We start from the raw sequence: 13,241 nt of genomic DNA, 5'->3' as shown, positions 1-13,241 counted from the left end.
AGTCAATACCGGTCACAGTGTCGCATTACCAAATTCGAGTTTTGAACAGGCGTAAAATCAGTCTATGGGTATTACGCGGCAACAAGCGCTGGACTGCTTCGCCTCCGACGATCTGATCGGCATTGGCATGGAGGCCGACGCGGTGCGCCGGCGGCTGCATCCCGAGGGCGTGGTCAGCTACATCATTGATCGCAACATCAACTACACCAACTTCTGCACGGAGTATTGCACCTTCTGCGCCTTCTACCGGCCGTTGAAGGGCAAGATGGCCGCGGAAGGATACATCCTGGACTTCGAGACGATCTATGACAAGATCCGCGAGACCGAGGAGATGGGCGGCACCGGTGTGCTGATGCAGGGCGGCATTCATCCTGATCTGAAGATCGACTGGTTTGAATCGCTCTTCCGCGGCATCAAGGAACGCTTCCCGAACATCTGGCTTCACTGCCTGTCGGCGAGCGAGATCCTGGCGATTGCGGAGTATTCCGAGATCAGCCTGCGTGACACGATTATGCGTCTGCGCGATGCGGGCCTGCAGTCGATTCCGGGTGGCGGCGCGGAGATTCTGGATGACGACGTTCGCAAGCGCATTGCGCGCCTGAAGTGCCGTACACAGGACTGGGTCGATGTGCATCGGACAGCGCACGAGTTGGGTATGCGTACGACCGCGACCATGATGTTTGGCGTGGGCGAGACGATGGAGCAGCGTGTGAACCACTTTGAAGTGGTGAAGCAGTTGCAGGAGGAGACGGGCGGATTTACCGCGTTTATCCCATGGAGCTTCCAGCCGAACAACACGGCGCTGGGCGGTCGCGGATGGGATGAGGCGACGTCAGTCGAGTACCTGAAGACGCTGGCGATCAGCCGCATGTACCTGGACAACATTGAGAACGTGCAGAGTTCGTGGGTGACGCAGGGCCTGAAGGTGCTGCAGATGGGCCTTCGCTTTGGCGGCAACGATGTGGGGTCGGTCATGCTGGAAGAGAACGTGGTGAAGGCCGCGGGCACCGCCAACTGCACTACCGAAGAAGAGCTGCGACGCATCATCCGTGACGCAGGCTTCAAGCCGGCGCAGCGCGACACGCTGTATCGGACGATGTTCCTGAACTAGACGATTGATCGGTGATTTTTCTTGGCGGCCGCCGGGTTCCCGGCGGCCGTTTTGCTTTGCGCGCTTCTCAGAGTGCGGCCCGGCTGAAGTGGCGCAGTGCGGGCAGCGGGTGAGCGGCTACAATTCTCGCCATGCACCGTTCCTCTCTCCTGCTCCCTGCCCTGCTCGGGCTGTTGTCTCTGACCGCGTCTGCGTTGGAGAAGCCCTCCGCCGATGAGTTGCATGCGCGCCGTGTCGCGCTGGCGTCGAAGTTGAACGGCGGTGTTGCGGTTCTGTTCGCAGCGGAAGAGCCGTTGCTGGACTTCACGCCGTTCCGGCAGGATTCGAGCTTCTATTACCTGACGGGATGGACGGAACCGGGCGCGGCCCTGGTGATTGAGGCGGCGCTGCCTGAAGGTGGCGATGCCGTGACGGGCGTGCAACCGGCCGAGAGCTATCGCGAGGTCCTGTTCCTGCCGACGCGGAATCTGCGCATGGAGGGCTACACCGGACGCAAGCTGGATACGGCCGATCCGAATGCCGCGAAGACTGCCGGCGTGGACGAGGTAAGGCCCATGTCGCAACTGGTCGCCGAGCTGGATCGGTTGACGCATGGGGATGTGCGCCATAACTACGGCCGCCGGGCGGGCCTGATCTATGGCGATCACACGGTGCCGCAGATGTCGGCGACGATGACGCTGCTGTCGCAGAGCCTGGGCATGGGAACGTCGCTGCCTCTGCATGACGTGATGCCGGCGCTAATGCTGGAACGGCAGACGAAGTCCCCTGCGGAGCTTGCGCTGTTGCAGAAGGCTGCGGATGCTTCGGTTGCGGCACATCGCGATGCGATGAAGAACATCAAGCCGAACCTGGGCGAGAACGTGATCGAGGGCCAGTTCTACGCGAAGGTTCGCGCGCAGGGATGTGAGCGGACCTCGTATGCGTCGATCGTCGGGTCCGGGCCGTTCTCGACGCAGTTGCACTACTCGGACGACAGCCGCGTGATGCGGAAGGGCGATCTGGTGGTGATTGATGCGGGGTGCGAGTACAGCATGTACGCCGCGGACATCACGCGGACGATGCCGGTGGATGGGCACTTCACGGCGCGGCAGCGCGAGATCTACAACATTGTGCTGGGTGCGCAGCGGGCGGCAGCGGCGGCGTTTGTGAGTGGGAAGTCAACGCTGGGCAGCATGGCGCAGCGCACCGGCCCGGATAATCCTTCGCTGGATCGCGTTGCGTTCGAGTACATCAACACGCACGGCAAGGATCTGCACGGAGAGCCGCTGGGCAAGTACTTCCTCCATGGCCTGGGACACAGCGTGGGCATTGACGTTCACGATGGCGCACAGGGATCGTACGTGATGCAGCCGGGGTCTGTGTTCACCATTGAACCGGGCATCTACCTTCCGGAAGAGAACCTGGGCGTGCGTATCGAAGACACGTTTTACGTGGACGCCAGCGGGAAGCTGGTGAATATGAGCGCCGACCTGGCTCATACGCCGGAAGAAGTGGAAGCCGGCATGCGCGGCAAGTAGACTTTATGTCGTTTCGAATCGCTATCGGACTGGCTCGCTACGTTAAAAGGATGCTCAACCTGCTTGCGCTAATTTTCGCGCTTCTTCTGCCTGCGATAGCTCGCCCGCAAAAGCCGAACCCGGCGTCGGCACTCCAGCAGGAACTGGCCGGCAAGCTGCTCGCTCTGCGAAGTTTCTCTGCGGCGACTGAGATCCACGCCTCGTGGGACGGACACGCTGTATCCGTTGACGAACCGCGTTATCGTATCTTCGCTGCCGTAAAGATCGCGAGCGTCGATCAGGAGAACAAGCAAATCATCTTGCGCGGAAAGCGTATCGCCGCGGTGCTGAATTCGAAAGCTGGAGCACTGAGCCTGACGAACGAGGAGATTCCGGTCACCATCCAGATCGATGTCCCTTCTTCGGATACTTCGCTCGAAGGTCTTACCGACGTTCTGTTCGTGCCCTTAAGCAGCGCTATCTTTTCCTTGCCGGATGATTTCGGGACGTCCGTCATCGCCGTTTACGACCCGGATGTGAAGAAGTACATCCGTTGCGAGGAGTGCCTGAGGCGATTAGCTCCCGGGAAGACGCCACAGATTGCGGCGGCAACCGAGCGCAAGGGTACCCAGATGCCAGTACTGACGCATTCCGTGGAACCTGCATTACCGCTCAGCGCGACTCCCCTCAAGGCTGGTGTGATGGTGACTCTGATCATCGACACATCAGGCAAGCCGACCTCCCTTTGGATCGCACGCTCCGGCGGCGACCCATGGGATCGCTCCGCAATTGAAGCGGTCGCCGCCTACCGCTTCAAGCCAGCGAAGCAGGATGGGGTACCTGTCGCTGTCCGCCTGGACGTCGACATGAAGTTTGAAACGCATTGAGTTCCAGCCTCTCCGGTAGAATCGGACTGATTCGATTCCCGCTGCTGGAGAGCCATCTGTTCACGACAAATCACACGCCTGCCGTAATGCTGTTGCTGCAGCAGCGTGGTTTGCAGCACTACTTCAAGACGCACTATCTCCAGAACACCTTCAAGGGGATGTACCACTGGAACAGTTTCGATGTGTGGCTGCTGGTGCCTTACTTCATCGTCATGGTGATCCTGGCGTTTTACGGTATTCACCGGTATCAGCTGGTCTGGCTGTACTTCCGCAATAAGAAGAAGGCAGCGACGAGTCTGAATCCGCCGATGTTGTTTGCGGATGCTGACCTACCGTTTGTCACCATCCAGTTGCCGATCTTCAATGAGCAGTATGTGATCGACCGCCTGGTGGATGCCTGCTGCCGCATTGAGTATCCGCGCGACCGCTTTGAGATCCAGGTGCTGGACGACTCGACCGACGAGACGCACCAGGTGGCCGGCGAGATCGTCGCACGCTATGCCGCGGGAACCGCAGGCCTGGCGCCGCAGCCTATCTATTACCTGCATCGCGAAGACCGCTACGGCTACAAGGCAGGCGCGCTGGATGCCGGGTTAAAAACGGCGAAGGGCGAACTGATCGCGATTTTCGATGCGGACTTTGTGCCGCCACCGGACTGGCTCGCCAAGGTGATCAACCACTTCGCGGAGCCTGGTGTGGGCATGGTGCAGACGCGGTGGACGCACCTGAACCGCGATTACAGTTTTCTGACCCAGGTCGAGGCGATCCTGCTGGACGGCCACTTCGTGCTGGAGCATGGCGGCCGGTCGCGCGCGGGCGTCTTCTTTAACTTCAATGGCACGGCAGGCATGTGGCGCCGCAACGCGATCGATGAAGCCGGTGGATGGCAGCACGACACGCTGACCGAAGACACCGATCTGAGCTACCGTGCGCAGTTGAAGGGCTGGAAATTCAAGTATCTGCAGGATGTCGAGTGCCCGGCGGAACTGCCCATTGAGATGACTGCGTTCAAGACGCAGCAGGCGCGCTGGGCGAAGGGCCTGATCCAGACTGGCAAGAAGATCCTGCCGCGCGTGCTGAAGAGCGACGCTCCCTTCCATACGAAGCTGGAGGCTTGGTATCACCTGACGGCGAACCTGAGCTATCCGCTGATGATTGTCCTGAGCGTCCTGCTGATGCCCGCGATGATCATCCGTAGCTGGCAGGGCTGGGTCCAGATGTTGCTGATCGATTTCCCGCTGTTTATGGCGAGCACCATGTCTATCAGCAGCTTTTACCTGACGAGTCAGCGCGAGCTGTTTCCGAAGAAGTGGTACAAGACGATCCTGTATCTGCCCTTTCTGATGGCACTGGGCGTTGGTCTGACTATCACGAATACGAAGGCTGTGATGGAAGCTCTCTTCGGTGTGAAGAGCGCCTTTGCACGCACGCCGAAGTATCGCGTGAGCAAGAAGGGCGAGAGCAATGTCGCCGCGAAGAAGTACCGCAAGCGGCTGGGGATTATCCCCTGGATCGAGCTCGCCATCGGTTGCTACTTTGCCTTCACGGTTTGGTACGCGATCAGCAGCGAGAACTACTTCACGGTGCCCTTCCTACTGCTGTTTGTGCTGGGCTACTGGTACACCGGTCTGCTCAGTCTGCTGCAGGGACGGTTTGAACGTGGCGGCGGCGGCAACGACGCCGAGATCCACGAGAAGCCCTACCCTGTCGGCATTTAACAGCGGCGCAGTACACTCACGACCAGCAGCACTCAGGACGGTGGGCAGCACGATGATTCCTTTTCTCGCGGTAATCGGCGGGTACCTTGCGGCGATTGCGACACACTTTGGACTCGGCTTTCTGATCACGCGTGAGAGCCGAGCGGTGCTGCTGCAGGGCGACTGTATGAGCCCGCTGTACTTCACGCAACTGGGCCTATCGTGGATGCTGGCGGGTGCCGCGGGCGCTGCGGTGTCACTGCTGATCTTTCCTGCAACTACGCTGGGCATGGTGATGGTGACCTGCACCGGCTTCCTGCTGGCAGCGTCGCTTGTGCGTGCGCATCGGAAGGCGCCCCACCAGCAGACACCGGTCGCCAGCGTCCTATTACTGTTGTGCCTCGCCATCGGTTGCACAACGTCGTGCCTGTTGTTCCCCAAGGTTTAAAGAAGGATCCATGAAAGTAATTCCCACCGCAATTTCTGATGTTGTTTTGCTGGAACCGAAGATCTTTGGCGATGAGCGAGGATTCTTCCTGGAGTCGTACTCGGACCGTGCGTTTCAGGAGCTCGGGCTACCGACGCGGTTTGTGCAGGACAACCACTCAAAGTCCGTTCGAAATGTTCTGCGCGGCATTCACTATCAGCTCGGCACGCCGCAGGGCAAGCTGGTGCGCGTGCTGCAGGGCGAGATCTTCGACATCGCCGTCGACCTTCGCAAGTCGTCGCCAACCTTTGGTAAGTGGGTAGGCGAGATCCTGGATGACAAGCAGCGCCGTATGCTCTGGATTCCGCCGGGCTTCGGGCATGGCTTCCTGGTACTGAGCGACACGGCCGAGGTTGCGTACAAGGCGAGCGAGTTCTACGCGCCTGCGAACGAGCGATCGCTGCTGTGGAATGATCCGGCTATCGGGATCGAGTGGCCGTTGCACCTCATTGGGGCGGGCGGCCCAGTGCTCAGCGCCAAGGATGCCGTTGGGTTGTTGCTGAAGGACGCGGAAGTCTACGCGTGATCTTGACCCACGTCTCGATGCTGAGACGTGGGAGTCGTCCTGTTTGAGCCACTTCCTAAAATCGAAATGTAAGCCCGCTTAACGACGTTTGCGATGGACGGGTGCAGACACCGCTCGCCTTGCGTGTGCCGGCGCGGCTTTCGACCGCGATGGTGCAGGCTTCGAGCGCGAAGCTGTAGCTTTTGTCCGGGCTGGCGTGGCTTTAGCGCGTGCTGCCGGCGTGGTTCTGGAGTGGATCGAGCGCACCGGCACCTTCGCTCGTACTAGACGACCTACTGCGGCCCGGCCAACTGGACGTATGGATCGGGCTTCCATCAGGTCTTCCGCGGTGCGTTCGCGCTCCGGGTCATCCTGATCGACCGGTACCGGCGGCAGGCCGACCATGGCCAGCAGCATGTCGTTCGCCTCGCGGAACATGTTGGCACCGCCGCCGCTGCGCGACTGCGTTCTGGCCAGGAAGACGCCTGCATGCCGCGCCGGGTTTAGGGCGATGTAGGTCTGAAAGCCTGCCCCGCCGCCAGTCTTCTCGACGATACGCGATGGGCCGTTGGCCTTGTTGATCTCAATCCATCCCAGGCCAATGCCATCCGGCACGCCCGCATGCCCCAGACCCTGGATGCTGTGCAGCTTTGTGGGATCGAGATACATACCCGTCGAGAGGCCGTTGGCATGGACGGGAACGCCGGGCAGGTTCAGAAAATACTTAAGAACCTTAACCATATCGTTCGCTGTGGAATACATGCCGCCGGACCCTGCAGCAGCCTGCGTGTCGGTGCATTCACTCGGCTCACGCGCGCCGCCCATCAGACGCAGACACTGGCTTTCGTTGGGAGAGAGCGTGGTGTCGGTTAGACCCAGCGGCTTCGCCGTCTGATCCTGAAAGAACTTCAGATAGCTCTCACCAGAGGCTGCGGTGATGGCGTCGGACAACAGATCAAAGCTGATGTTGGAGTAGTGCGCCGCATCGCCGGGTGACGTGCGGAGACGGAACTGCGGCAGCCATTGCCAGCGATATTGGTAGTCGGGGAAGGTGAAGTGCGCAAAGCCCTCAGGCGGGTACGCGATCTCGCGTGGCAGGCCGCCCGTGTGGGTCGCGAGGTCGCCCAGGTTCAGAGGGCGCGCGACTGGTCCGCGCACGGTCATGGTCGGTACTGTCACGCCTTGCGGTGCGAACTTCTGCAGCGGGTCGTCGAACGAGACCTTCTTGGTAGCGACGAGCTTTGCAAGGAGATCGGTCGCGAGGATCTTTGAAATGGAGCACAGACGGAAGAGCGAGTCGGGCTGCGGCTTCTCATTCGATCCGGGCGTCACGCGGCCGTAGCCGGACATCCAGACCTCGTCACCGCGCACCACGATCGCGACCATGCCGGTGGATGCGGTACGGCGGAAGATGTTCTCTGCCATGACGCCGGCGGAGTCCATCGGCGGGCCAAGAGGCGGTGCGGGGGCTTCCACTTTGCTGAGGCGCGCAAGTGAGACTGGCTTCAACGAGGACTTGGCAGCGTCGGGCTTGGCGCGGCTGTGGCAGCCGGTAGTTGCGGCGGTCAGTGCAAGGCAGGCGGCAGCGGTACGGCGAAAGTGCACAGAACTCCTATGGGTGAGCGGGCAGGCCTGGATGGAGACTCACTTTTACCTTAGGTCACTGTGATGCTCTGCGGGACGCGTAATGCTGTGCCATGGGAACCGTCGCAGATGCTCTGCCTGCGAGCAGCAAAAGGCCGGGCGATTGGCCCGGCCTTTTGTTGAGTCTGAGTGATGCTTAGAAGCGAACGCCGACCGTGATTGGAATGGTTCCCGTGTTGCGCTTGTTGTAGGCGAAGAAGTCATTGTTCGTCTTGCCGAGATCCACCCACTGGTAGCGTGCCTCAACGAACAGGCGTTCGCTGCTGAACTCTGAGAGCTTGTAGGTAAGACCGACGCCGCCGTTGTAGCCGAGGCCGCCTGCGCCGTAGCTATCGAAGGTCGAGTTTACGTAACCGATGCCGCCGTAGATGTTCTGCGTAAGCTGCGGCAGGGTGAAGTTGGTGGTTTTGCGGTAGTAACCAACGCCGCCCGTGACATAGGCGCCGACCTTCCCCTGGCCGACGAGGTTGACGATCGGGTTTACGCTGATGCCCCAGATATGCGCGTTCGCGTCGAAGCCCGACAGATAGTCCGAGACGTCAGAGGGGTTATTGCCCTGGCTGATGAAGTAGTTGTAGGTGTTGGTGTAGTCCTGGTTGATGGCGCCGGCGGTGAGGCCCATGCGCTGGTACGAGAACTCGGCAAGAATGCCGAAGGTCTTGTTGAAGTTCAATCCGGCTCCCACATCGAGCGCGAAGTGCGGCGTGTAGTACTTCGCCGTGCTGCCGTTGGGCACGTTCATGCCTGCGCCTGCCACGAAAGCAATTTTGGACGAGCCGTCCGCGTTGTGCATCCGGTCCTGATAGCGCGAACGTCCGTAGGAGCGGCGGCGGCCCGGCGGCGGCTGTGCACCGTCGTAGCTCAGGCTGTCACGCTCTGCATCCAGCGACGAGGACGGATCATTCGCAGCGATGACATCGTCACTGCTGCTGACGCCTGCAGGCTGGTAGCGGTAGTCCGCGGTCGGGTTGGGAATGTTGAAGATGGATGCTGCCGCGGGTGTTGCCGCGTCCGGCGTGGCTGCTGGCGCTGCGGCGAACATGACCGGAGTGACGGACAACGCTGCGAGCGCAAGGCCAGTGCGCAGGCCTGTGAGGCGGATGCTGGAAGTCATAGTGCTGGACGCTCCTGTGCGAACAAGGTTCGTGCTTACAAAGAAAGAACACGTACAAAAAGCTTTAGTTGTGGGACGCCATCTGGAGCATTTTGGATCACGGGCATTGCGCGCCATTGCAACAAAGCTTTCACTGAGTAAAGCAAAAGCGGACACCCTCTTCGAGTGTCCGCTTTGTTGAGTTCGATGCTTTCTAGTGGATGTCGAAGGCCTCGGGGCTGAGGGAGGGATCACTCTTGACCAGGATGGTCTTGCGTGTCATCTCTTCCAGTTCCTGTAGACGCTTGCCGCCGTTCGCCTTCAGGGTCTTTACGACCTCTGGATGCACGCGGAGCATGACATCGCCCTTCTCAAAGTGGCGATGCATCTTCTTCATCTCCACGTAGATCTCGTTGGCGATGGTGATGGGCGACTTGATCATGCCGGTGCCCTCGGTTACGGGATCGGGCATGCAGAGCGTGCGCTCAAGCGACTGCTTCACACGCTTGCGCGTCATGATGACGAGACCAAAGTCGTTGAACGGCAGGATCTTCGACGGTGCACGGTCGGTGCGCATGGCATCTTCCAGCGCCTGCATGACCTTCGCGCGGTTCTTGCGCTCGTCCATGTCGATGAAGTCGATGACGATGATGCCGCCAAGGTCGCGGAGACGGATCTGGCGAACGATCTCGGGGATCGAGTCCAGGTTCGTCTTGAGGATGGTGTCCTCGAGCCGTGCCGTCTTGCCGACATACTTGCCAGTGTTGATGTCGATGGCAACCAGCGCTTCCGTCTGGTTGATCACGATGGATCCACCGGACTTGAGCCACACCTTGGCCTTGAGCGCCTTGTCGATCTCGGCGGTGACGCCAAAGTGCTCGAACAGCGGCGTCTCCTTCGTGTAGAGCTTCACGCGGCGCACCAGCGAGGGCTGGAAGCGCTGCAGGAAGCGAAGAACGCGCTCGTACTCGGCTTCGGTATCGACCCAGATGGCGGAGAAGTTGTCCGTTACCTGGTCACGCAGGATGCGCTCGATGAGTGAGAGATCGTGATAGATCAGGGCCGGCGACTTCGACGACTCAGAACGCATCTTGATGTCGTTCCAAAGGTGGATCAGGAAGCGGAGATCATTGCGGAGCTCCTCTTCGCTGGCACCGTCGGCAGCCGTGCGAACGATGAATCCGCCCTGCGCGTCACCCTTCTCAGAGAGAAGAATCGACTTCAGGCGGCGACGCTCTTCATCCGACGAGATCTTGCGCGAGACGCCGGTGTGGTTCACCGTCGGCATGAAGACAAGGAAGCGGCCCGGCAGCGCAATGTGCGAGGTAATGCGGGCGCCCTTCTTTGCGATGGGCTCCTTGGCAATCTGCACCAGGATCTCCTGGCCGGGCTTCAACAGTTCGTTGATGGCCGGCAGGTCGGTCGTCTGCATGGACTGGCGTCCGCGGCCACGGCCACGGTCGCCGCCGCTATTGCGGCCTCCGCGACGGTCGCGTCCGCCGCCTGCGTTGTTGTTTCCACCGCGACGGTTGCGCTCGGCGCGACCGGGGCGGCCGTCTGCATTGGTGCTGGTCGCTTCGCCGGCAGGGGCGTCTTCGTCCTCTTCCGCGCCGCCGAAGTCGGCTTCGGTGAAGCCACCGCTGGCGTCGGTCTCCTCCGTGTCGTCCTCGTCTTCGTCTTCGTCTTCGGAGCCGGTCTGACTGTCGAGTGTCATCTCGTGGAGCATGGATCCGAGGTCCGCTGTGCCTTCCAGCGTCTCCTCTTCGTACTCTTCGCTCTCGGCATCGTCGGCGCCGGTAGCAGCGGCGTCGTACTCGTACTCTTCGCCGTCGATCTCTTCTTCTTCAAAGTCACCATCGCCGTAGGCGTGGATCCCGGGCTCAGCGCCCTCGTTGTCAGTCTGCTCTTCCGTCGCGAAGACGGGCTGGGGCGTGGTCTCCGCCTCGGCGAGCGTTACGGACTGGACCGCAGCCTCATTTGAGACGGGGTTTGCGGGTTCGGACTGATCCTGCGCTGGGATCGGGGGGAAGCCCTGCTCCTCGACCGTGTTAACCGTGTCGATGGAAATCATCTCGCCCGAGGCTTGAAGCGTGGTGAAGTCGGACTCGCCGGTCGGCTCCGCGGCTGCGTTCAGGTCATAGAAGGTGGCGTCCGGTGTTGCGACGTCCGGCTCAGATTCCGTCTCGGTTGCGGGAGCGGCTTCGACGGCCTGGTCGGGCAGGGCTGCCTCGATGGCGGCTTCCGCTTCGGCAGAGATCTCAGGCTCAACAACCGGTTCCGGCTCGGCTTCGGGCTCCGCCTGCTTCGAACCGAGGATTTCGCGGCCGAAGAAACGCAGGTCGCGGCGTGCGGCTGCATCGCTGATGCTGGCGCTTGCACCTTCCGTGGGCTCGAACTCGGTTGGCGCAGCGTGCTCTTCGGCAGGGTGCTGTTCGCCTTCGGGAGCGGCTGCATCCTCGGTGATGGTCTCGGACGCAGTCTGGGTCGACTCCGCCTGTGCCTCGGCGAACTCTGCTACGGGAGCTTCTGCGGCGATGGTCTCACCGGGCAGAGCACCCAGGTCGGCGGTGGATGCCGCATCAGCCTGCTCTTCCGTCATCTGCGGTGCAGACGGGGTCGGCACGATGGCCGGAGCGGCAGCGAAGTTCTGCTGCGATTCCGAGCGGCCACGATCTTCGCGCGGGCCGCGGTCGTTGCGATCGCCACGGCCACCACGGTCGCTGCGTCCACCACGATCCTCGCGGCCACCACGGCCACGATCTTCTCGTGCGGGGCGGTCACTGCCGGCATTGCTGCCACCGGAGTTGCCGCGGGGCCGGATGGTCTCACCGGGCAGCACGGCGCCGCCATCCCAGCCCACAATCTCAATGGATGGAACAGATACGGTCAGGACCTCGCGTGCGGGAGGAGCGTTGCGGCGTGCCTCTTCTTCTTCGGCGGCTACCTCTGCGGGGTCGCGATACTTGCGCAGCGATTCGCCTGGCAGGACGATGGGCTCGCCCGTCGGCTCTGGGCCGAGGTCTTCCGGCGCGTCGTACCCGGCGTAGCTGTTGTCATAAAGAGGTGCGTCCTCAGGGCGCGCAGTCTCCCGCACGCTGGGACGATCGCCACGATCTCCGCCGCGTTCGCCACGGTCGGTGCGTTCGCCGCGGTCCCGACCGCCACGGCGGTTACGGCCACGTTTGCCGCCGCGATCTTCCCGTCCAGCGGGCGTCGCAGGGGTTGCGGTCCTATCGATCTCGATGCTGGTCTCCGCATCGATGTCGGAGATGACGGTCTCGTCCTCGTCGTAACCGCCCTCGAGCGTTACGTCTGGCGCGACGCCGGTCTCAGAAGCTGCGGTCTGCGGACGATCCTCACGGCTGCCACGGCCACGGCGGCGGCCACGACGACCACGCCAGCGGCGGCTGCCGCCCTCGGTGTTCGCGTCCACGCCACCCACCGCCTCAGTCGGCGCGGGTGCAATCGGTTCGTCAAAGGAGACGGTGCTCTCGGTCTCGGGCGGCGCTGCTTCGGCGGCTGCGGGGCGGCGCTCACCACGGTCGCCACGGTCTCCGCCGCGATCCCGGTCATTGCGGTCGCGACGGCCACGGCCACCGCGTTCGCGGCCGCCTTCACGCTGACCGCCACCCTCGCGCTGCGGAGCGGCTTCGCCCTGCTCGCGCGGTGCGGCCTGCTGCTTGCGGCTACCGCCGTCGGCGGATTCGAAGTCGGCGGAATCACCCGCCTCTTCCATGAAGTCCGTGACGTACAGGAAGGCGTCGCGCTCGAGGCCGATGTCCACAAAGCTGGACTGCATGCCCGGAAGGACGCGCGTTACTTTGCCGTTGTAGATGGATCCGGCGAGCGTGTACTCATTCTCGCGTTCGTAGTAGATCTCCGCCAGTTGTTCGTCTTCGACGATGGCCAGCCGCGTCTCGTGCGGCGTTGTTGAGATATAGATTTCTTTCGACATGTGTCCTGCCTCTTCCGTCACTGGATGAGGGGACTTTCGAATCAGAACCGGTGCCGCGCTATTGGGTTAGCGCGAAACCGCTCTCCGCGGATGGGTGGGGTCTGAAGCGGAGAGTGTACCGGAACGCGCGTCAAGCGACCGCGACCCAGCCAGCGCTATGCGCCCGCCGGGTGGCTGTGTGCCTGGATGCGTCTGGTACTGCATTGCTGCCTCTCACCAACTCCCTGCCGGCTTTGTGACCTCACTTGCCTCCCTTGGGTGGGAGACGGGGCCGTTTGCCGTCCGGCTAAGGACTTGCTTTCTCAGATCTTTACCCAGCCGCGGCTGACCCTTGGGCCCCTTGCCGGCGACTGTAACTCGTTGTTG

General features: G+C 61.7%; 9 protein-coding genes. 6 read left to right on the top strand and 3 right to left on the bottom strand.

What is annotated here, in order from left to right:
* Positions 1-64 precede the first annotated feature (64 nt).
* The 6 genes from mqnC to rfbC all read left to right on the top strand — a co-directional run bounded on the left by mqnC (position 65) and on the right by rfbC (position 6,204).
* On the top strand, positions 65-1,111 hold the full coding sequence (gene mqnC / locus TERRO_RS05140) for a cyclic dehypoxanthinyl futalosine synthase (protein WP_014784939.1): 1,047 nt from the start codon (positions 65-67) through the stop codon (positions 1,109-1,111).
* Between the two features lie 131 nt (positions 1,112-1,242).
* A complete protein-coding gene (locus TERRO_RS05135) occupies positions 1,243-2,628 on the top strand; it encodes an aminopeptidase P N-terminal domain-containing protein (protein WP_014784938.1) in 1,386 nt (461 codons plus the stop codon).
* 5 nt (positions 2,629-2,633) lie between these two features.
* Positions 2,634-3,494 carry an energy transducer TonB gene (locus tag TERRO_RS05130; protein ID WP_014784937.1) on the top strand — a complete coding sequence of 287 codons (861 nt, stop codon included), beginning with the start codon at positions 2,634-2,636 and terminating at the stop codon, positions 3,492-3,494.
* 86 nt (positions 3,495-3,580) lie between these two features.
* Positions 3,581-5,212, top strand: a complete 1,632-nt coding sequence (locus TERRO_RS05125) for a cellulose synthase family protein (protein WP_041593005.1) — start codon at positions 3,581-3,583, stop codon at positions 5,210-5,212.
* A 52-nt stretch (positions 5,213-5,264) separates the two neighbouring features.
* The gene (locus TERRO_RS05120; RefSeq protein WP_014784935.1) at positions 5,265-5,639 is read left to right on the top strand and encodes a hypothetical protein; all 375 of its coding nucleotides are present in this window, start codon (positions 5,265-5,267) and stop codon (positions 5,637-5,639) included.
* A gap of 10 nt (positions 5,640-5,649) precedes the next feature.
* Complete coding sequence (gene rfbC / locus TERRO_RS05115) at positions 5,650-6,204, top strand: dTDP-4-dehydrorhamnose 3,5-epimerase (RefSeq protein WP_014784934.1); 555 nt, start codon at positions 5,650-5,652, stop codon at positions 6,202-6,204.
* A gap of 78 nt (positions 6,205-6,282) precedes the next feature.
* Here the strand turns inward: rfbC and ampH are convergent, their stop codons facing one another.
* The 3 genes from ampH to TERRO_RS05100 form a co-directional block, all read right to left on the bottom strand.
* Positions 6,283-7,788 carry a D-alanyl-D-alanine-carboxypeptidase/endopeptidase AmpH gene (gene ampH / locus TERRO_RS05110; protein ID WP_014784933.1) on the bottom strand — a complete coding sequence of 502 codons (1,506 nt, stop codon included), beginning with the start codon at positions 7,786-7,788 and terminating at the stop codon, positions 6,283-6,285.
* Between the two features lie 175 nt (positions 7,789-7,963).
* Positions 7,964-8,941 carry an outer membrane beta-barrel protein gene (locus TERRO_RS05105; protein ID WP_014784932.1) on the bottom strand — a complete coding sequence of 326 codons (978 nt, stop codon included), beginning with the start codon at positions 8,939-8,941 and terminating at the stop codon, positions 7,964-7,966.
* Between the two features lie 193 nt (positions 8,942-9,134).
* The gene (locus tag TERRO_RS05100; RefSeq protein WP_014784931.1) at positions 9,135-12,875 is read right to left on the bottom strand and encodes an Rne/Rng family ribonuclease; all 3,741 of its coding nucleotides are present in this window, start codon (positions 12,873-12,875) and stop codon (positions 9,135-9,137) included.
* Positions 12,876-13,241 lie beyond the last annotated feature (366 nt).

This window comes from Terriglobus roseus DSM 18391 (assembly GCF_000265425.1).
In the GTDB taxonomy this organism is placed as follows: Bacteria; Acidobacteriota; Terriglobia; order Terriglobales; family Acidobacteriaceae; genus Terriglobus; species Terriglobus roseus.
Note: the sequence above shows the minus strand (reverse complement) of the source record. Positions and strands in the feature narration are given on the sequence as shown.